Annotated in this window: 19 protein-coding genes and 1 tRNA gene; 18 read left to right on the top strand and 2 right to left on the bottom strand. The window is 59.9% G+C overall.

Translation table 11 applies throughout. From position 1 onward, the window contains the following. Positions 1-21 precede the first annotated feature (21 nt). Genes FXO12_RS02430 through murB form a run of 4 tightly spaced genes read left to right on the top strand, consistent with a single transcriptional unit; the run spans position 22 to position 2448 of the window. Entirely contained in the window at positions 22-207 is a 186-nt protein-coding gene (locus FXO12_RS02430; RefSeq protein ID WP_003174668.1) for a Trm112 family protein, read from the top strand. After that, positions 204-968 (top strand): 3-deoxy-manno-octulosonate cytidylyltransferase, encoded by a 765-nt coding sequence (kdsB, locus tag FXO12_RS02435; protein ID WP_054898278.1) that lies wholly within the window; start codon positions 204-206, stop codon positions 966-968. Before FXO12_RS02430 ends, kdsB begins: the two co-directional genes overlap by 4 nt. Then, positions 968-1432, top strand: a complete 465-nt coding sequence (locus FXO12_RS02440) for a low molecular weight protein-tyrosine-phosphatase (protein ID WP_054917236.1) — start codon at positions 968-970, stop codon at positions 1430-1432. The genes kdsB and FXO12_RS02440 overlap by 1 nt, the downstream gene beginning before the upstream one ends. Then, entirely contained in the window at positions 1429-2448 is a 1020-nt protein-coding gene (gene murB, locus FXO12_RS02445; protein ID WP_060773014.1) for a UDP-N-acetylmuramate dehydrogenase, read from the top strand. Before FXO12_RS02440 ends, murB begins: the two co-directional genes overlap by 4 nt. A 70-nt stretch (positions 2449-2518) precedes the next feature. Here the strand turns inward: murB and FXO12_RS02450 are convergent, their stop codons facing one another. Further along, positions 2519-3190, bottom strand: a complete 672-nt coding sequence (locus FXO12_RS02450) for a Bax inhibitor-1/YccA family protein (RefSeq protein WP_003192030.1) — start codon at positions 3188-3190, stop codon at positions 2519-2521. Between the two features lie 152 nt (positions 3191-3342). On the opposite strand from FXO12_RS02450, the gene FXO12_RS02455 reads away from it, so the two are divergent. The 6 genes from FXO12_RS02455 to FXO12_RS02480 all read left to right on the top strand — a co-directional run bounded on the left by FXO12_RS02455 (position 3343) and on the right by FXO12_RS02480 (position 8046). Next, positions 3343-3433, top strand: a tRNA-Ser gene (locus tag FXO12_RS02455). Positions 3434-3632: 199 nt separating this feature from the next. After that, positions 3633-3830: a hypothetical protein gene (locus FXO12_RS02460; RefSeq protein WP_032900739.1), complete on the top strand. Its 198-nt coding sequence runs from the start codon at positions 3633-3635 to the stop codon at positions 3828-3830. 312 nt (positions 3831-4142) lie between these two features. Continuing rightward, positions 4143-4499, top strand: coding sequence for a hypothetical protein (locus FXO12_RS02465; RefSeq protein ID WP_082631478.1), 357 nt, complete (start codon positions 4143-4145; stop codon positions 4497-4499). A gap of 151 nt (positions 4500-4650) precedes the next feature. Next, on the top strand, positions 4651-5391 hold the full coding sequence (locus tag FXO12_RS02470; protein ID WP_057974897.1) for a hypothetical protein: 741 nt from the start codon (positions 4651-4653) through the stop codon (positions 5389-5391). 133 nt (positions 5392-5524) lie between these two features. After that, positions 5525-5800 carry a hypothetical protein gene (locus tag FXO12_RS02475; protein WP_057974896.1) on the top strand — a complete coding sequence of 92 codons (276 nt, stop codon included), beginning with the start codon at positions 5525-5527 and terminating at the stop codon, positions 5798-5800. Positions 5801-5928: 128 nt separating this feature from the next. After that, the gene (locus FXO12_RS02480) at positions 5929-8046 is read left to right on the top strand and encodes a TonB-dependent receptor domain-containing protein (RefSeq protein WP_057974895.1); all 2118 of its coding nucleotides are present in this window, start codon (positions 5929-5931) and stop codon (positions 8044-8046) included. Position 8047: 1 nt separating this feature from the next. Here FXO12_RS02480 and FXO12_RS02485 read toward each other — a convergent pair whose 3' ends face one another. Continuing rightward, complete coding sequence (locus tag FXO12_RS02485) at positions 8048-9865, bottom strand: sigma-54-dependent Fis family transcriptional regulator (RefSeq protein WP_057974894.1); 1818 nt, start codon at positions 9863-9865, stop codon at positions 8048-8050. A gap of 351 nt (positions 9866-10216) precedes the next feature. Between FXO12_RS02485 and FXO12_RS02490 the strand changes: the two genes are divergently transcribed. From FXO12_RS02490 to FXO12_RS02525, 8 genes are all read left to right on the top strand, one after another. Beyond that, positions 10217-11311, top strand: a complete 1095-nt coding sequence (locus FXO12_RS02490) for an ABC transporter ATP-binding protein (RefSeq protein WP_160049515.1) — start codon at positions 10217-10219, stop codon at positions 11309-11311. After that, the gene (locus tag FXO12_RS02495) at positions 11311-12408 is read left to right on the top strand and encodes an ABC transporter ATP-binding protein (RefSeq protein ID WP_057974892.1); all 1098 of its coding nucleotides are present in this window, start codon (positions 11311-11313) and stop codon (positions 12406-12408) included. Before FXO12_RS02490 ends, FXO12_RS02495 begins: the two co-directional genes overlap by 1 nt. Next, a complete protein-coding gene (locus FXO12_RS02500; RefSeq protein WP_057974891.1) occupies positions 12405-13271 on the top strand; it encodes a carbohydrate ABC transporter permease in 867 nt (288 codons plus the stop codon). Before FXO12_RS02495 ends, FXO12_RS02500 begins: the two co-directional genes overlap by 4 nt. A gap of 10 nt (positions 13272-13281) precedes the next feature. Continuing rightward, the gene (locus FXO12_RS02505; RefSeq protein ID WP_003232361.1) at positions 13282-14082 is read left to right on the top strand and encodes a carbohydrate ABC transporter permease; all 801 of its coding nucleotides are present in this window, start codon (positions 13282-13284) and stop codon (positions 14080-14082) included. Between the two features lie 11 nt (positions 14083-14093). Beyond that, positions 14094-14366, top strand: coding sequence for a DUF2160 domain-containing protein (locus tag FXO12_RS02510; RefSeq protein ID WP_014718862.1), 273 nt, complete (start codon positions 14094-14096; stop codon positions 14364-14366). A gap of 179 nt (positions 14367-14545) precedes the next feature. Next, positions 14546-16288, top strand: a complete 1743-nt coding sequence (locus tag FXO12_RS02515) for an ABC transporter substrate-binding protein (protein ID WP_003192009.1) — start codon at positions 14546-14548, stop codon at positions 16286-16288. Positions 16289-16583: 295 nt separating this feature from the next. Next, positions 16584-17963 carry an iron-containing redox enzyme family protein gene (locus FXO12_RS02520; RefSeq protein ID WP_054917148.1) on the top strand — a complete coding sequence of 460 codons (1380 nt, stop codon included), beginning with the start codon at positions 16584-16586 and terminating at the stop codon, positions 17961-17963. Positions 17964-17974: 11 nt separating this feature from the next. Next, positions 17975-18919 carry a class I SAM-dependent methyltransferase gene (locus FXO12_RS02525; RefSeq protein ID WP_038450491.1) on the top strand — a complete coding sequence of 315 codons (945 nt, stop codon included), beginning with the start codon at positions 17975-17977 and terminating at the stop codon, positions 18917-18919. The last annotated feature ends 6 nt before the right edge of the window (positions 18920-18925 follow it).

Genomic DNA, 18925 nt, shown 5'->3' on the forward strand with positions numbered 1-18925 from the left:
GCTTTTTTCCAGGAAACATTCATGGACACCAAACTGCTCGATATCCTTGCTTGCCCGATCTGCAAAGGCCCGCTCAAGCTCAGCGCCGATAAAACCGAGCTGATCAGCAAAGGTGCCGGCCTGGCTTACCCTATCCGTGACGGCATCCCGGTCATGCTCGAAAGCGAAGCCCGCACCCTGACCACCGATGAGCGCCTGGATAAATGACCACCGCCTTTACCGTCGTCATCCCCTCGCGCTATGCCTCGACACGCCTGCCGGGCAAACCGCTGCAAATGATTGGCACCAAGCCGATGATCCAGCTGGTATGGGAACAAGCGTGCAAGAGCAGCGCCGAGCGCGTGGTGGTGGCCACCGATGACCCGCGTATCATCGAGGCGTGCAAAGGTTTTGGAGCCGAAGCGGTCCTGACCCGCGAAGACCATAACTCCGGCACTGATCGCCTGGCCGAAGTCGCCACTCAGCTGGGTCTGGCACCCGACGCGATCGTAGTGAACGTGCAGGGTGACGAGCCATTGATACCGCCGGGTGTCATCGATCAGGTCGCTGCCAACCTCGCGGCCCATGGCGAGGCGCGTATGGCGACCCTGGCCGAACCGATCGAAGACATCGAGACGCTGTTCAACCCGAACGTGGTGAAAGTGGTCAGCGACATCAACGGCCTGGCACTGACGTTCAGTCGCTCCACCTTGCCGTGGGCGCGGGATGCCTTTGCCAAGAATCGCGACGTGTTGCCGGAGGGCGTGCCATATCGCCGCCATATCGGCATCTATGCCTACCGCGCCGGTTTCCTGCACGACTTCGTCAGTTGGGGCCCGTGCTGGCTCGAGAATACCGAGTCCCTGGAACAACTGCGCGCCCTCTGGCACGGCGTGCGTATCCACGTGGGCGATGCGTTGGAAGCACCGCCAGCCGGTGTCGACACCCAGGAAGACCTCGAACGCGTCCGTCGCCTGCTGGGCGCCTGATGGAAGTTCTGTTTGTATGTCTGGGCAATATCTGCCGCTCGCCAACCGCTGAAGGCATCTTGCGCCATAAGTTGCGTGAAGCAGGCTTGGCTGGCCAGGTTGAGGTGGCGTCTGCTGGCACCGGAGAATGGCATATCGGCAACCCGCCGGACCAGCGCAGCCAGCGTGCGGCGCTGGCGCGCGGCTATGACTTGTCGGGCCAGCGTGCCCAGCAGGTTTCCCGTGCTGATTTTGCCCGCTATGACCTGATCCTGGCCATGGACAACAGTAACCTGCGCAACCTCAAAGCCATGCAGCCAGGGCAGGGCAAGGCGGAGCTGGATTTGTTCCTGCGTCGCTTTGATGGCGAAGTGGACGAGGTGCCAGACCCTTACTATGAAGGTGAGCAAGGTTTCGAACGGGTCCTTGACCTGATCGAACGCGCCTGTGACTTATTGGTGATCGAATTGAAGGGGCGGTTATGACCTTGCAAGTGCGTGCGCAGGTATCGCTCAAGCCATTCAACAGCTTTGCCATTGATGTGAGCGCGCAATTATTTGCCGAGGCCCACAGTGATGCTGACGTGCGCGAGGCCATCGCCTATGCCGCCGCACATGCGGTGCCGTTGCTGGTGATCGGTGGCGGCAGCAATTTGCTGCTGACCCAGGACGTTCCGGCGCTGGTGTTGCGTATGGCGACCCAAGGCATTCGTGTGCTGAGCGATGATGGCACGCACGTGGTTGTCGAAGCCGAAGCGGGAGAAGCCTGGCATCCGTTCGTGTTGTGGACGCTTGAACACGGCTTTTGCGGCCTGGAAAACCTCAGCCTGATCCCCGGCACTGTCGGTGCCGCGCCGATGCAAAACATCGGCGCCTATGGCGTAGAGATCAAGGATGTCTTCGCCGGCCTCACTGCCCTGGATCGCCAGACGGGCGAGCTGCGGGAATTCAGTCTCGACGAATGCAAGTTCGCCTACCGTGACAGCCTGTTCAAGCACGAAGTCGGGCGTTGGCTGATCCTGCGGGTACGCTTTTCCCTCAGCCGTGCCACTCACCTGAAACTCGACTACGGCCCGGTGCAACAGCGTCTGGTTGCGCAGGGCATCACCCACGCCACGCCAAGCGATGTGAGCCGCGCGATCTGCAGCATTCGCCGCGAGAAACTGCCAGACCCGGCAGAGCTGGGCAATGCGGGCAGCTTCTTCAAGAACCCACTGGTGTCCCAGGCCCTGGCGATTGAACTGCAAAGCCAGTATCCGGACCTGGTGGCCTACCCTCAGGCAGACGGCCAAATGAAACTCGCCGCCGGCTGGCTGATCGACAAGGCCGGTTGGAAGGGGTTCCGGGAGGGCGATGCGGGCGTGCACAAGATGCAAGCGCTGGTACTGGTCAACTACGGCACCGCCACCGGGCAAGAGATTGCCCAGCTTGCGCTACGCATCCAGCAAGATATCTTCAAGCGCTTCAAGGTCGAGCTGGAAATGGAACCCAATCAGTACTGAGCTTTATCTGCTCTGAAAATGAAAATGCCCCGTATCTCGCGATACGGGGCATTTTTATTGCTGCGATTGATCAGTCATCGCGGCTCATGATGCCGAAGATCTGCAACAGGCTGATGAACAGGTTGTAGATCGATACATAAAGGCTGATGGTCGCCATGATGTAGTTACGCTCACCGCCGTGGATGATGGCGCTGGTCTGGAACAGGATGCACACCGAGGAAAACAGCACAAAACCCGCGCTGATCGCCAGTTGCAGGCCGCTGATCTGGAAGAACATGCTGGCCACCACCGCCGCCAGCAACACGAAGAAACCTGCGGTGATGAAGCCACCCAGGAAGCTCATGTCCTTACGGCTGATCAGTACGTAGGCCGACAGACCACCAAACACCAGGGCCGTCATGGCAAATGCCGAACTGACCACTTCCGCACCGCCGGCCATGCCCAGGTAACGGTTGAGGATCGGGCCGAGGATAAAGCCCATGAAACCGGTCAAGGCAAACGCCGACACCAGGCCCCAGGCCGAGTCACGCAGCTTGTTGGTCAGGAAAAACAGACCATAGAAGCCGATCAACACGACAAAGATATTCGGGTAGCCGACGCGCATCTGCTGGGCCACGTAAGCCATCACGCCGCTGAATGCGAGGGTAAGGGCGAGCAAGCCGTAGGTGTTGCGCAACACGCGGCTGACTTCAAGCTGCTCAGCCTGCGCGTTGCCATTCACTGCGTAATTCTGTTCGCGCATGGCGACACTCCTTCAGTTTTGAAACGTTCAGTCGCAAAGATCATAACAGACGCCTTGTAACAAGCGATGCAGAGAGTTTGACAGTGTGTTTCATTCGGGTATTATGGCGCCCGCTGACACGGGATGGGCTACTATAATCCCGTGATGCACAAGGGAAATTGGCAGAGTGGTTGAATGCACCGGTCTTGAAAACCGGCGGACGTTAATAGCGTCTCCAGGGTTCGAATCCCTGGTTTCCCGCCAAGATTTACACGAAAGCCTCGCGAAAGCGGGGCTTTTGCGTTTCTTGGGTTTGGGTGTGCTGATAATCAAACAAATGCTGTTTGTCGCATTCATACCTTTCAAAGACGAACCACCATTCGTCTAACATCCGGCACTCTCCATCCGTTGCTTCCTCTCAATCTTAAGCACGGATATCCCGAGCGATACACGGAGAGCCAGCATGGAAATCAACGAGAAAGCCCCAGGCAACATTTCCCAGCAAGCGGTTACTCGTAACACCGATAATGAGACGGGACATGACCCGAGGCGCGATGAGGACGATATCCCGCTACCCCCGGATGACGAGGCCCCGATCGAGGAGGACATGTCGGATGTAGACGCGGCGGACTCCGTAGCAAGTGAGCACCCCGCTACCTGAAGACCTCCCGATCAATGAAACCCGGCCCAGCGCCGGGTTTTTATTGCGGTTTTCGGCGCATTTAATTAACCGTAATCCTTAAGTATTGGCATCGCATAATTGTGAATGGCTTCACGATGCCTCTATGATCAGCACGCACTGTATTGGATCGCTGAGCCTCAACCCTTTGAAGGACATGAGCATGGACAAGCATTTCGGTAATTCGGGCCTTTTCAAGAACCCTTCGTATCAAGGCAACGACGCTCACGACGGCTGCAGCACTGCCGACTGGGAGCTGAAAAACAGTGCGCTGAATACGAAGGAGTTTTTGATATGTCCAAAGAATTACTCGGAGTTTTTGCTCTAGGGTTGATGGTGGTCGGTGAGTTTTGTGCAATCTACAGTGAGGTGGTGACCGCCAAGTTGGCCCAGGCCGGCAGTGGTTCCTGGGAGGTCTTTGTACTTCCCGGGGTCTTGATGTGTTTTGCCGGGCTTTGCCTGCTGGGCGCCTATTGGCTGGGGTTTGTGGTTGTCGGTGATATCTGGATTGTCACGGTAGTCTCGGTCACTTCGTTATTGCTTCTGGAGCCTGTGGTGGTCTGGGCGCTGTTTCATGAAGCTCCAGGGCGGGGCGCGTTGATCGGGTTCTGCCTGGGCGCCTTGGGGATGCTTGCGACGGTAGTGCTCTAGCACGCCGGGGAATCAAGTGTCGGGTCAGATCAGCGTCTGTAGTCCGATGCTGATCTGACCCGCACCGCTGCACTTTTTTCCATTCTGCTGATCTACCCTGTCCCAGCCACCCGACTCCCACGGGTGGCCAACAGAATCAGACCCGGTGCCGATGGATCGAACGTCAACTGTTTCCACCTCCCGATGGCCGCTGCTGCTGGCTGCGATATTAACGCTGTGTGCCGCAGGTTGCAGCCAACAACAGGGCCGCGATATCGCCAGGCAGTTCAGCGATGGCAAGCCCGATGAATTCTTCCAGACCAGCGTCGACCGCATGGCCACCCTGGGGATGCGTGACAACCTGCAAAGCCTCTACTTGCTGATGAGCAAGCTCTACCTGCGCAACCCCAACCAGTGGCGTCAATCGGGGTATCCGGATGCAGTGACCGCCGCCCGGCAAATCCGTCAGGCCATCGAAAATCGCCGTCCCTTGCCCGCACTGGGAGATCGTAGTGACCTGGCTGCCCTGAGTTATTCCTTGAGCCCTGACTTTCGCGGCGACCGCGTCGGCGCGTTCATCTACGCGATTGGCAGCATGCTCGTGACCGCTCACGGCGGGCGTACGCAGTTTTATGTGACCGACTCGATCAACCCGCAGTTTGTCAGCAATGCCGCGCGCAATATCGAAAAGGCCACCTGGCTGCTCAGTCAGCGTCAGGATGCCAATGGCGTGCTGCTGTTGTTTTCCAACGAGATATCAGAGGAGGGCAGTAACCTCAGTTTTGCCGTTGAGTTCGGCAAGATCGTCGCGCGTTTGGACCTGCTGACCCAAATCCTTGATGAGCGCTACCGGCGCATTGGCCTCAATTACGCACAAAGCCTGTTGCTGATGAATTTCCTGCCGGTGCAGTGAGGCCCATCGCATCGACCAATCGGTGCGGTGTTTCCCTTTCCGCTGTAGGAAGCGGCCTATCTTGCCTCCGGCGGCTTGAAAGGCTTGCCTGCGGGCAATAGCCTCGGATTTTTCTTAAACACGAGGCCCTCCCTTGGGTAAACGAAAAACGGTTTGGCCCACGGATCGCGAAATACGCTTGCGGTTTATCCTCTATGCGGTGATTGACGCCGCGACCGCCCAGGGCGTGTCTGCCGAGTTATTGCTGCCGGCGCATAAGTTATTGCGTGACTCGCCCACGGAAGTCCAGTTGCGCGACACCTTGGGGGAGATTCTCGCCACTGACGAAATGTATGGCTTCCGCTTTCCGCCGGGGTCGGATGCCGATGACCTGATGCGGGCATTGGCAATGCCTGACGACCAAACCTGATTCATCCTGTTTTTAAAACGCCCCTGTCCGTCATCAAGGAGTGACCTGACGGGCATGCCTGCCTTCCCATCACTGTTCGCGTGGTGGGTTTGGCCTGGCACGTTCCCGGATTCCAAGGACCTGCCCACATGCTGCTGCGCCACCCCCCGTTTATTTTTGCCGCCTTGACCCTCAGTTCGCTGGTACAGGCTGAAAGCCTGCAATTGGCGCCGGTTGAAGTCACCACGGCTGAGGCCAGCGCCGCAGAAATCGCCCAGGCACAGCTCAAAAGCGTGCCCGGTGGCACCAATTACATCGATATGGACAGCGTGCAGCAGGGGCGGGTCAGCACCAACGAGGATGTCTTCAAGTACCAGGCCGGTGTGTACGCCAAGGCGGCCAATAACGAAGGGGTGAAGGTGTCCATTCGTGGCTCGGGCCTGAACCGCGCCCCCGGTGCCCATGCCTCCGGCCTGTATGAAATGTTCGACGGCCTGCCGCTTACCGGCCCAGGCGGCACGCCCTATGAGCTCAAGGACCCGCTGTGGCAAAGCCGGGTAGAGGTGCTGCGTGGCGCCAACGGGTTCGATCAGGGTGCATTGGCCTTGGGCGGTGCGGTCAACTACGTCACCCGCACCGGCTTGGACGCGCCCAAGCTACAGGTACGCTATGAGGTCGGCAGTCGCGGCTATGCCCAACGTGAAGTCAGTTCCGGGCAAGTGCTGGGGGACGCCGACTATTACATCAGCCTCACCGATTCGGAGTCCGACGGTTATCAGCACCAAAGCGCCGGCAGCGGCAAGGGCATCGCCGCGAACTTCGGCTACCGCTTTAGCCCGGACCTGGAAACGCGCTTCTACTTGCGTTACCGCGAAACCACCAACGATTCACCCGGCAGGCTCACGCGTGACCAGATCAGCCATGATCCGCGTGCCGCCAACAGCCTCAATGCCGCCCGCGATTCAAAGCGCCTGCAACCGGGCTCTACCTGGATTGCCAACAAGACCACCTTGCGGTTGGACGATAATGCGCGGGTCGAGGTCGGGCTGGCCTATCACGATTACCCCATGGACCTGCGCGAAGGCACCAACCGCCTCAAAGTTGCCTACACCGATATCAGCGGCACCCTGAATTACATCCGGCAGGACAGCCTGTTCGGCCATGCCAGCACCACCACTCTCGGCCTGCGTACTACCCAGGCGATGCCGAACAATGGCGCGTCGGAATACGTGCGCATCCCTGCGGGCAATACTGCCATTTATGCCCCCGGCACCAAGACCCGCGACTACAGCTACCTGGGCTCCGATACCGTGCTGCATGTAGGCAACGAGCTGGAACTGGTGGAGGATCTGTGGCTGACCACCGGCCTTGCCGCCATCTATACGCGCCGCGAAACCCAGGTCACTTACCCCGACGGCCAGGCGCCGCTCAGTCAGCATGATTGGGACTACGCGCCGCGCATTGGCCTGCGTTACGACTTCACCCCGCAGCTGCAGATTTACGGCAACCTGAGCCGCTCGGTAGAGCCACCGCACGCGTGGTCGATGATCTGGGGCTCGAACAAATACTTTGGCCCGGGCAGTGGGGCAGCCACGGGGTTGCAGCGCGAAGGCGTGAAGCTGCGTAATCAGACCGCCACCACCCTGGAAGTCGGCGGGCGCGGTGAAGCCTGGCTCGGCCAATGGGACCTGGCGCTCTATCGCTCGGAAGTTCGCCACGAGCTGCTTTCTGTAGAGACCCAGGCCCAGACTGCCACCAGCAACGCCATCATCGCCGAATCCAACGCCAGCCCCACCGTGCACCAGGGCGTGGAACTGAGCCTGCTCAGCCCGCTGTGGGACGGCGGCGGCAGCGGTAAGCTCGAGCTGCGCCAGGCCTACACCTTCAGCGACTTCCACTACCGCGACGACGAGCGTTTCGGCGACAACACCTTGCCCGGCATTCCCAAGCACTACTACCAGGCGCAACTGCGCTACAGCCACCCGACGGGTTTCTACACCAGCCTCAATACCGAACATGCATCACGGGTAGCGGTGGACTACGCCAATTCCTACTACGCGGCGGCCTACACCACCCTCGGCGCCACCTTCGGCTACGACGCGCCCAAGCAGGACTGGCAAGCCTGGGTCGACCTGCGCAACCTCACCAACCGCCGTTACGCCAACACCGTCACGCCGGGCTACGACGACAAAGGCATGGACGCTGCACGCTCCACCCCCGCTGATGGGCGTGGTATCTACACCGGCGTTTCCTGGAGCTGGCGTTAAATCAACCTTCGTGTTGGCGCAGGCGCTTGTACAGGGTGTTGCGACTCACCCCCAGCTCTCGCGCCAGGTGGGAAATATTCCCGCCCACGGCTTCCAGGCGCTGGCTCAGGTCGAGACTTTCATCCAGGTGTTCAGGTTTAGACAGCGGCACTGTCGCCTGCAAATCCACAAAAAAATCATCGGGCAGGTGCTCTGCGCGGATCGGCTGCTCCTCGGCCATCGCCAGCGCCACCTGCAACACGCTGCTCACCTGGCGTAAATTCCCCGGCCACGGGTGTTGCTCGAATAGCCTTAGCACCTCGGCGCTCAGCCCGGCCCATTGCGTCGGCTCGCGGTGTTGCTGCCACAGTTGCTGGAACAGCGCCTGCTTGTCGGTACGCTCGCGCAACGGCGGCAATTCCAGGGTCAGGCCGCCGATGCGGTAGTACAAGTCCTCGCGAAAGCGCCCGGCCTGCACCAGCTCGCGCAGTGCGCGGTTGGTCGCCGAGATGATGCGCAAGTCCACCGGGAACACCTCGCTACTGCCCACCGGCTGCACACAGCGCTCCTGCAATACCCGTAACAGGCGGGCCTGGGTGGGCAGCGGCATATCGCCGATTTCGTCGAGAAACAGCGTGCCCTTGTCGGCCTTGCGGATCAGACCGATGCTGCCTTTTTGGTTGGCGCCGGTGAAGGCGCCTTTTTCGTAGCCGAACAGTTCCGATTCCACCAGTTCTGCGGGAATCGCCGCACAGTTCACTGCGATTAACGCCTGCCGGCTGCGGGAACTGGCCTGGTGCAGGGCTTTGACGAACACCTCTTTGCCCACGCCGGTCTCGCCGTGAATCAACAACGGAATGTCCTTTTCCAGCAGGCGCTCGGCCTGGCGCACGGCTTTTTCCACGCGCACATCGCCAAAATGCAGGGTTTGGAGGTTGATCGAGGTCGGTGCTGGCGGCTGCGGTTGGCTGAACACCCGGGCCTGCACCGGCATCTGCCTGGGGCGCTTCAATAGGCACTGGAACCGATTGCGTCCCGCCGCTTGCAACGCAAAGGGAAGCCCTTCCGGCTGGTTGAGCAACTCCAGCAGCGACACCTTGAACAGACCGTCGATCATCACCCGCGAGAGGCTGATGCCCAGCAAGTTATCCGCACGCCGATTGGCCGAGAGCACCTGGCCGCTTTCATCAAAGATCAGCAGGCCGGCCCATTGGCTGTCGAGGTTGCTCAGGCCGGTGTTGAAGGTCAGTTGGAAATGTTCGCCGCGAAACAGGTTGAGGATCAGCCGGTTTTCCACGGTCTGGCTCATCATCTTGACCATGCCCAGGGTGTGGGAGGGCGGCAGGTAACTGTCGCTGGACACGTCCAGCACCGCGATGATTTCGCGCTGGGCGTCGAAAATCGGTGCCGCGGAACCGGTCATGAAGCGGTTGGCCTTGAGGAAGTGTTCATCGTGCTCAATATGCACGGCCTGGGCGCAGGCCAGTGCGGTGCCGATGGCGTTGGTGCCACTGGCGCGTTCCATCCAACTGGCGCCGGGGCTGAAGCCACGGGCCAGCGTGGGTTCGATAAACCGCTGGGTGCCCCACGAGGTCAGCACCTGGCCCTGATTGTCGGCCAGCATGATCAGGCAATTGGAATTGCTGAGGATGTTCTCGTAGTAGGGCAATACTTCCTGGTGGGTGGTCTGCACCAGAGAATGCTGGCTTTCCAGGAGCTGGCGAATGCCTTCGGCGGGCAGTTGGTCAAAGCTGGGGGCGCTCTGGTGGTCCAGGCCGTAGGCGCGGCAACGGCGCCAGGATTCCTGGATAAGGGTGTCGTGGGTCAAGGGTTCGGCCATCGTGCGACCTTCTTTATTATTGTTGTCGGGTCTTGCGCCATCTAATGTCGGACATCGAACAATGTGGGAGCGGGCTTGCCCGCGATGGCAGAGGGTCAGGCACAGCATCTACAAACTGATGCACCGCCATCGCGGGCAAGCCCGCTCCCACATTTGATCTTCGTCGCGCATAAAGTGTTGTTCACAACTGTTCATTGTCAACCCCGGCAGTGTTCAGTTGTTCAGCCGGATTGTTCACTCCTGAACATCATGATTCACCCATCTCCTTACACATCAAGCGCTTGCGGTTTTGGCACGAAACTCGCTCTGACAACGCACCAGATTCATTCCAATAATAAAAAAGGTCGTGTCATGTCATTGACCCTGGATCATGTCTCCCGCGTTGTCGACGGCCAAACCTGGATCGACGACGCCAACCTGCGGTTCGAAGCCGGTTCTTTCAACGTCCTGCTCGGTCGCACCCTGTCCGGCAAGACCAGCCTGATGCGCCTGATGGCCGGCCTGGACAAGCCCGACAGCGGTCGCATCCTGATGAACGGTGTGGATATCACGCAAAAGCCGGTACGCCTGCGCAATGTGTCGATGGTCTACCAGCAGTTCATCAACTACCCGACCATGACCGTGTTCGAGAACATCGCCTCGCCGTTGCGCCAGGCCGGTGTGTCCCAGGAGGTGATCCAGAGCAAGGTGCTGGAAACCGCCAAGATGCTGCGCATCGAGAAATTCCTGCAGCGCCACCCCCTGGAATTGTCCGGTGGCCAGCAACAACGCACCGCCATGGCCCGCGCCCTGGTGAAAGATGCCGAACTGATTCTGTTCGATGAGCCGCTGGTCAACCTGGACTACAAACTGCGCGAAGAGCTGCGCCAGGAAATGCGCGAACTGTTCAAGGCGCGCCACACCATCGCGATATATGCCACCACCGAGCCCAACGAAGCCCTGGCCTTGGGTGGCACCACCACCATTCTTCACGAGGGGCGAGTGATTCAGAGCGGCAAGGCCGCCGAGGTCTACCATCAGCCGCAAACGGTCCTCGCCGCTGAGCTGTTCTCCGAGCCGCCGATCAACCTGATGCCAGGGCGCATCAGCGGCAACGAAGTGAGCTTCGCCAATTTCGTGCATTTCCCACTCAATGTTGACCTGCGTCCTATCGGCGAAGGCGAATTCCGCTTTGGCGTGCGCCCCAGCCATATCAGCCTGGTGCCCAGCAACGATGATGACCTGGAGCTGGCGGTGACCGTGGAAGTCGCCGAAATCAGCGGCTCGGAAACCTTCCTGCATGTGCGCAGTGAGCATTTCCTGCTGGTGCTGCACCTGCCGGGGGTGCATGAATACGATGTCGACGCGCCGATCCGCGTGTATATCCCCACCCATAAACTGTTTGTGTTCGATGGTCAGGGCCGCTTGGTCCAGGCCCCCGGACGCCGTGTCGCGAGGGTTGCCTGATGGCCGAGATCCATTTGCGCAACCTGGCCCATAGCTACAGCCCTACGCCTACAGGGCCAGATGACTACGCCATTCGGGAAATGAACCATGTGTGGGAGCAGGGCGGTGCCTACGCCTTGCTCGGGCCGTCAGGCTGCGGCAAGTCCACGCTGCTCAATATCATTTCCGGCCTGCTCAGCCCGTCCGAAGGCCAGGTGCTGTTTGATACCCAAGTGGTCAACGACTTGACCCCGGAAAAGCGCAACATCGCCCAGGTGTTCCAGTTCCCGGTGGTGTACGACACCATGACGGTGTTCGACAACCTGGCGTTCCCACTGCGCAACCAGGGCATGTCCGAAGCGAGAATTCACAGCAAGGTGCAGGAGATCTCCGAAGTCCTCGACCTGCAAAACCTACTGAGCAAAAAAGCCCGCAACCTCACCGCCGACGAAAAACAAAAAGTCTCCATGGGCCGTGGCCTGGTGCGCGATGACGTGTCGGCCATTCTGTTCGATGAGCCGCTGACGGTGATCGACCCGCACCTGAAGTGGAAACTGCGGCGCAAGCTCAAGCAGATTCACGAGCAGTTCAATATCACCATGGTCTACGTCACCCACGATCAGCTGGAAGCCTCCACGTTCGCCGACAAGATCGCGGTGATGTACGGCGGGCAAATCGTGCAGTTCGGTACGCCGCGTGAATTGTTCGAGCGGCCCAGCCACACCTTTGTCGGTTACTTCATCGGCAGCCCTGGGATGAATCTGATCGAGGTGCAGGCCAAGGCTGGCGGTGTAGGGTTCGCCAATACCCTGTTGCCGCTGTCCGAAGCGATGCAGCAACGTCTCGACACCACCGACTACAAAAAGCTCCAGGTCGGCATTCGTCCGGAATTTATCCACGTGTGGGACGAGTACAACCCTGACGCCCTGCAAGCCGACGTCGTACATGTGGAAGACCTCGGCACCTACAAGATCATGACCCTCAACCTCGATGGCGCCACCCTCAAGGTGCGCCTGGCCGAGGACAAACCGGTGCCGGAAGGCAAGGCCTCCATCAGCTTCCCCGCGCAATGGCTGATGCTCTACGCCGACGATTACCTGCTGGAGGTGGCGCCATGAACAAGGTGCAGAACAACAAGGCCTGGTGGCTGGTGCTGCCGGTGTTCCTGCTGGTGGCGTTCAGTGCAGTGATCCCGATGATGACCGTGGTCAACTATTCGGTGCAGGACATTTTCGACCAATCCAGCCGCTATTTCGTCGGGGCCGACTGGTACAAGCAGGTGCTGCTCGACCCACGCCTGCAAGACTCGCTGCTGCGCCAGTTCATCTACTCGGCCTGCGTGCTGTTGATCGAGATCCCGCTGGGCATCGCCATCGCCCTGACCATGCCCACCAAGGGCCGCTGGTCCTCGCTGGTGCTGATCATCCTCGCCATTCCCTTGCTGATTCCGTGGAACGTGGTCGGCACTATCTGGCAGATTTTTGGCCGTGCCGACATCGGCCTGCTGGGCTCGACCCTCAACGCCCTGGGCATCAGCTACAACTATGCGGCCAACACCATGGACGCCTGGGTCACCGTGCTGGTGATGGACGTGTGGCACTGGACCTCACTGGTGGCGCTGCTGTGCTACTCAGGTTTAAGGGCCATTCCGGACGTGTACTACCAGGCCGCGCGGATTGATCGTGCATCGGCCTGGGCGGTGTTCCGACATATCCAGTTGCCGAAGATGAAAAGCGTGCTGCTGATTGCGGTGATGCTGCGCTTCATGGACAGCTTCATGATCTACACCGAACCCTTCGTGCTCACCGGCGGCGGGCCGGGTAATGCCACCACCTTCCTGAGTCAGACGCTTACCCAGATGGCCGTCGGCCAATTCGACCTGGGCCCGGCGGCGGCGTTTTCCCTGGTGTACTTCCTGATCATCCTGTTGGTGTCCTGGCTGTTCTACACCGCCATGACCCATTCCGACGCCAACCGCTGAGGCCGCCAACATGAGCAAGCGCAAGCTTATTCCATTACTGATCTACATCCTGTTCCTGCTGGTACCGATCTACTGGCTGCTGAACATGTCCTTCAAGAGCAACACCGAAATCCTCGGCGGCCTGACCCTGTTTCCGCAAGATTTCACCCTGGCCAACTACAAGGTGATCTTCACCGACCCGAGCTGGTACACCGGCTACCTCAACTCGCTGTACTACGTGAGCCTGAACACGGTGATTTCCCTGAGCGTGGCGCTACCAGCGGCGTATGCGTTCTCGCGCTATCGCTTCCTGGGTGACAAGCACCTGTTCTTCTGGCTGCTGACCAACCGCATGGCGCCGCCGGCGGTGTTTTTGCTGCCGTTTTTCCAGCTGTATTCCTCCATCGGGTTGTTCGACACACACATTGCCGTTGCCCTGGCCCATTGCCTGTTCAACGTGCCGTTGGCGGTCTGGATCCTTGAAGGCTTCATGTCCGGCGTACCCAAGGAAATCGACGAAACCGCCTACATCGACGGCTATAGTTTTCCCAAGTTCTTCGTGAAGATTTTTATCCCGCTGATCGGCTCCGGTATCGGCGTCACGGCGTTTTTCTGTTTCATGTTTTCCTGGGTAGAACTGCTGCTGGCGCGCACGCTCACCTCGGTCAACGCCAAACCCATCGCAGCGGTGATGACCCGTACGGTGTCGGCTTCCGGCATTGATTGGGGCGTGCTGGCAGCGGCGGGGGTGTTGACCATCCTGCCGGGCATGCTGGTGATCTGGTTTGTTCGCAACCACGTGGCCAAGGGCTTTGCCCTGGGCCGGGTCTAGAGGAGTCGATGATGGAATGGATGGCCTGGACCACCCCCACTGCGCTGTTCTTTGGCGGTATTGCCCTGATTCTGGCGGGCATGACCACTTGGGAATTGCGTTCGCCGAGTATCCCGCGGCGCGGTTTGCTGCCGATCAGCACCACCCGTGGCGATCGCTTGTTTATCGGTCTTCTCGGCAGCGCCTACCTGCATTTGCTGGTGATCGGCGTTACCGACTGGAGCATCTGGGTGGCGTCCGCGCTCTCCCTGGTATGGCTGTTGAGTGTGATGCGTTGGGGCTAGCTGTGCACGGGCTTGTGTGGCGAGGGAGCTTGCTCCCGCTGGAGTGCGCAGCACTCCCAAACCGATAACCGACTCGGATATCTATTTTGGGGCCGCTTCGCAGCCCAGCGGGAGCAAGCTCCCTCGCCACAGCAAGCTCGCTCCTACAAGCCCCGTTTGAAATTAACCTGGAGGTCTCTATGTTGAATAAAAACAATAAGCTGCGACATAGCATTTCATTGGCCGCCGTACTGGCCCTCAGTGGTTTGAGCGCTTCGGCCTGGGCCGATGCGTATGAAGATGCCGCGAAAAAATGGATCGGCAGCGAGTTCAAACCCTCGACCCTTACCGAAGCCCAACAGCTTGAAGAGTTGAAGTGGTTTATCAAGGCGTCGGAGCCGTTCCGTGGGATGAAGATCAACGTGGTGTCGGAAACCCTCACCACCCACGAGTACGAATCCAAGGTGCTGGCCAAGGCCTTCAGTGAAATCACCGGCATCAAGCTGACCCACGACCTGCTGCAGGAAGGCGATGTGGTGGAGAAGCTGCAAACCCAGATGCAGTCCGACAAGAACATCTATGACGGCTGGGTCAACGATTCCGACTTGATCGGTACGCACTTTCGCTACGGCAAGACCGAATCCATCACCGACCTGATGGCCAACGAAGGCAAGGATTTCACCTCGCCCACCCTGGACCTCAAGGACTTTATCGGCCTATCTTTCACCACCGCGCCGGACGGCAAGATCTACCAGTTGCCCGACCAGCAGTTCGCCAACCTCTACTGGTTCCGCGCCGACTGGTTCGAGCGGCCGGAGCTGAAGGCCAAGTTCAAGGAGAAATACGGCTACGACCTTGGCGTGCCGGTGAACTGGTCGGCTTATGAAGACATCGCCAAGTTCTTCAGCGAAGACGTCAAGGAAATCGACGGCAAGCGCATTTATGGGCACATGGACTACGGCAAGAAAGACCCGTCCCTGGGCTGGCGTTTCACCGATGCCTGGTTCTCCATGGCCGGCGGCGGCGACAAAGGCTTGCCCAACGGTTTGCCGGTGGACGAGTGGGGCATCCGTGTAGAGGATTGCCACCCGGTGGGCTCCAGCGTCACCCGCGGCGGCGACACCAACGGCCCGGCAGCGGTATTCGCCACGCAGAAATACGTGGACTGGATGAAAGCCTACGCGCCACCGGAAGCGGCGGGCATGACCTTCTCCGAATCCGGCCCGGTGCCGTCCCAGGGCAACATCGCCCAGCAGATCTTCTGGTACACCGCGTTTACCGCCGACATGGTCAAGCCGGGCCTGCCGGTGGTGAATGCCGACGGTACGCCGAAATGGCGCATGGCACCGTCGCCGGTCGGGCCGTATTGGGAAAAGGGCATGAAGAAGGGCTATCAGGACGTAGGTTCCTGGACCTTCCTCAAGTCCACCCCCGAGAAGCAGAAACTCGCGGCCTGGCTCTACGCGCAATTCGTGACCTCAAAAACGGTGTCGCTGAAGAAAACCATCGTTGGCCTGACGCCGATTCGTGAGTCCGATATCAACTCCCAGGCCATGACCGACATGGCGCCCAAACTCGGGGGGCTGGTGGAGTTCTACCGCAGCCCGGCCCGCACCGAGTGGTCCCCGACGGGCACCAACGTGCCGGACTACCCGCGCCTGGCGCAACTGTGGTGGAGCAATATCGCCGCAGCGGCCAGCGGCGAGAAGACCCCGCAACAGGCGCTGGACAACCTGGCCAAGGAGCAGGATGCGATCATGACGCGCCTGGAACGCTCCAAGGTGCAACCGGTGTGCGGCCCGAAAATGAACCCCGAGCGTGACGCGCAATACTGGTTCGACCAGCCGGGTGCACCGAAGCCGAAACTGGCCAACGAAAAGCCCAAGGGCGAAACCGTGAACTACAACGACCTGCTCAAGCAGTGGGAGGCGGCGCGTAAGTAACAGCGCCATCTCAACCCCTGTAGGAGCGAGCTTGCTCGCGAAGAACTCACCGACGCCGCGTTTATTCAGGAAGCACGCGTTATCGTTGACGTTTTTCGCGAGCAAGCTCGCTCCTACAGGCATTTTTTGGTTTTGTGAGCCCTGACAAACGACCGCTTATCCCTCCCAACCCAACCTCATTTGAATTTTCCGCACGCCCCGAGGCTCTGCATTTTAGAAGCGCGTGATGTTGAGCGCTCTTGCGGGGCCACCTTGTGGGAGGCCCGTTGTAACGGACTTTGCGGAAACTGCCATCATGACACTCCTTACAGCGCTGTCTGGCCAGCCGGCCTCTCTCACCGACTCGGCCCAGGGCCGCCATCAACGGGTCTACCAACAGCTGCATGGCGAAACCCAAGACGCCACCGAACTGGCGCGTGAATACCTGCACGATCAATTGGCCCTGGTAGAGGACACCGACTGCGACTTGCCTGAGGCGCCCGAACAGCTGATGGCCTGGGTCGAGCAACGCTGCGCCGAGGTGGCCCAGGCCTATGCCGACTACCTTGAGCAGCGCCAGCAAGGGGGGCCACGACGGTATTTCCAGAACAAGGCCCATGCGTTGTACTTTCTGCAGCGCGTGGCACCCACCAAACAGGTCGACGGCGCCTGGCTCTATGGCTTGCTGCGCTATTGGCAAGACCAGCGCTTCGACGGCCTGCTCACCACTTACCTGGAAGAATTGGGCGACGGTGAAGCCGCGCAGAACCATGTGGTGATCTACCGCAAGTTGCTCAGCGAACACGATGCCGACAGCGAAGCCGGCCTTGAGGATGACCATTACCTGCAAGGCGCGCTGCAACTGGCGCTTGGCGTGTGCGCCGACGAGTTCCTGCCGGAGGTCATTGGCTTCAACCTGGGTTACGAGCAACTGCCGCTGCACCTGTTGATCACCGCCTATGAACTCAGTGAGCTGGGTATCGACCCTTATTACTTCACGCTGCATGTCACCATCGACAACGCCAGCAGCGGCCACGCGAGCAAGGCGGCGCAATCGGTGCTGAACCTGTTGCCGCTGGGCGAGGGCAGGGCAGACTTCTATCGCCGTGTGGCGGCAGGCTACCGTCTGAATGATTTGGGCCTGGGTACCACGTCTATCATCAAACAATTCAACTTGCAGGACGAGGTGGTGGCGATGCTTGAGCGCAAGCGCGCCTTCGGCCAGCACATGCATTCGGACTATTGCCGCTTCGAAGGGCAGACCGTGAACCAATGGCTGGCCCAGCCTGGGCAGATCGGCGCGTTCCTCAAGGCCCTCGAAGACAAAGGCTGGATCAAACACAACCAGGACCCCGCCAACAGCCGCTTCTGGCAATTGATCGAGGGCGCTGGCGCCGCGATGTTCGGGGTGTTCAGCGGTTATGAAAAACAACTGATCCATGACTGGATTGCGGGTGAATGGGTTACCAGCGAACGCGTGCCGCCCGTGCGGCCGGGACGCGGCAGCCGGTTTTCCCGCGAGCAGCATCGTCCCGCGGATCCTGATACCCAGGCCCTGGCGGAGTCATTGTGCAACTTGCCCGATGTGCAGCAGCTCAATGCACTGATCCCGTGGCTGTCGGCACGCCGTCACTGCACGCCTGCCGGGCTGTATGCCACTCGCCGCTTTATCCAACTGCGTGCGCGCCTGCGCTAAGGAATGTGCCTATGTCTGCGCAACAACTGGCTGATCGTGCCTTGTTGAATTTGGGCCGGGGGTTGAAGGAGGGTGGTTATCGCTTTATCACGCCAACGCCCTTGACCCATGAGCGTGTCTATCGGCGGCTGGCGACGCCCCTGGCAATGACGCTGCGCGATGTGTTCGGTTGGTCGATGCCGTTCGATCAAGGCTTGTTGCCCGAGGCCCTGCGCGAAGAATTGCAGCAAGCGGATGTGATCGAAAAGCACGGCGCGTTATGGCGCAGCGCAGTGCGTTGGTCGAGCCTCGACGGGCTGCTGTTCGCCCATTCGCCTTATCCCACCGACCAGGCGGACGCGGTGTTTTTCGGCCCCGACAGCTACCGCTTTGCCCACGTGATCGAAGCCTATCTGCAACAGCGTTTCGAGCCGCTCAAGCGCGCTGTAGACATTGGCTGTGGCGCCGGCGTCGGTGCGCTGGTGATTGCTAAAGCCCGGCATGACGCCCAGGTGCTGGCGGTGGATATCAACCCCCGTGCCCTGCGCATGACCGCGGTGAATGCCGAGCTGGCCGCGCTGAATAACGTCAGCGTGTACCACAGTGATGTGCTGGCCAGTGTGGAGGGCGAATTCGACCTGATCGTCGCTAACCCGCCGTACATGAAAGATGACCGCCAGCGCGCCTATCGCCATGGCGGCGGCGCCTTGGGGGAGCAGTTGTCGCTGCGCATCGTCAGTGAGTCCATCGGGCGCCTGGCCCTGGGCGGTAGCCTGTTGCTGTATACCGGGGTGGCGATGGTGGCCGGCAGCGATCCCTTCCTGGAGGCCGTCAAGCCGCTGCTGGGCAGCGACGCCTACGGCTGGACCTACCGCGAACTGGACCCGGACGTCTTCGGTGAAGAACTGGAAAAGCCAGGCTATGAGCAGGTGGAGCGCATCGCCGTGGTCGCACTGACTGTCACCCGATTGCGCTGAATACCC

It is taken from the genome of Pseudomonas sp. J380 (assembly GCF_009827115.1).
GTDB lineage: Bacteria > Pseudomonadota > Gammaproteobacteria > Pseudomonadales > Pseudomonadaceae > Aquipseudomonas > Aquipseudomonas paracarnis.

What these genes read in the sequence shown, in the direction of transcription:
- FXO12_RS02430 (WP_003174668.1), top strand. Translation starts at nt 22, where the DNA reads ATGGACACCAAACTGCTCGATATCCTTGCTTGCCCGATCTGCAAAGGC.
- kdsB (WP_054898278.1), top strand. Translation starts at nt 204, where the DNA reads ATGACCACCGCCTTTACCGTCGTCATCCCCTCGCGCTATGCCTCGACA.
- FXO12_RS02440 (WP_054917236.1), top strand. Translation starts at nt 968, where the DNA reads ATGGAAGTTCTGTTTGTATGTCTGGGCAATATCTGCCGCTCGCCAACC.
- murB (WP_060773014.1), top strand. Translation starts at nt 1,429, where the DNA reads ATGACCTTGCAAGTGCGTGCGCAGGTATCGCTCAAGCCATTCAACAGC.
- FXO12_RS02450 (WP_003192030.1), bottom strand. Translation starts at nt 3,190, where the DNA reads ATGCGCGAACAGAATTACGCAGTGAATGGCAACGCGCAGGCTGAGCAG.
- FXO12_RS02460 (WP_032900739.1), top strand. Translation starts at nt 3,633, where the DNA reads ATGGAAATCAACGAGAAAGCCCCAGGCAACATTTCCCAGCAAGCGGTT.
- FXO12_RS02465 (WP_082631478.1), top strand. Translation starts at nt 4,143, where the DNA reads ATGTCCAAAGAATTACTCGGAGTTTTTGCTCTAGGGTTGATGGTGGTC.
- FXO12_RS02470 (WP_057974897.1), top strand. Translation starts at nt 4,651, where the DNA reads ATGGATCGAACGTCAACTGTTTCCACCTCCCGATGGCCGCTGCTGCTG.
- FXO12_RS02480 (WP_057974895.1), top strand. Translation starts at nt 5,929, where the DNA reads ATGCTGCTGCGCCACCCCCCGTTTATTTTTGCCGCCTTGACCCTCAGT.
- FXO12_RS02485 (WP_057974894.1), bottom strand. Translation starts at nt 9,865, where the DNA reads ATGGCCGAACCCTTGACCCACGACACCCTTATCCAGGAATCCTGGCGC.
- FXO12_RS02490 (WP_160049515.1), top strand. Translation starts at nt 10,217, where the DNA reads ATGTCATTGACCCTGGATCATGTCTCCCGCGTTGTCGACGGCCAAACC.
- FXO12_RS02495 (WP_057974892.1), top strand. Translation starts at nt 11,311, where the DNA reads ATGGCCGAGATCCATTTGCGCAACCTGGCCCATAGCTACAGCCCTACG.
- FXO12_RS02500 (WP_057974891.1), top strand. Translation starts at nt 12,405, where the DNA reads ATGAACAAGGTGCAGAACAACAAGGCCTGGTGGCTGGTGCTGCCGGTG.
- FXO12_RS02505 (WP_003232361.1), top strand. Translation starts at nt 13,282, where the DNA reads ATGAGCAAGCGCAAGCTTATTCCATTACTGATCTACATCCTGTTCCTG.
- FXO12_RS02510 (WP_014718862.1), top strand. Translation starts at nt 14,094, where the DNA reads ATGGAATGGATGGCCTGGACCACCCCCACTGCGCTGTTCTTTGGCGGT.
- FXO12_RS02515 (WP_003192009.1), top strand. Translation starts at nt 14,546, where the DNA reads ATGTTGAATAAAAACAATAAGCTGCGACATAGCATTTCATTGGCCGCC.
- FXO12_RS02520 (WP_054917148.1), top strand. Translation starts at nt 16,584, where the DNA reads ATGACACTCCTTACAGCGCTGTCTGGCCAGCCGGCCTCTCTCACCGAC.
- FXO12_RS02525 (WP_038450491.1), top strand. Translation starts at nt 17,975, where the DNA reads ATGTCTGCGCAACAACTGGCTGATCGTGCCTTGTTGAATTTGGGCCGG.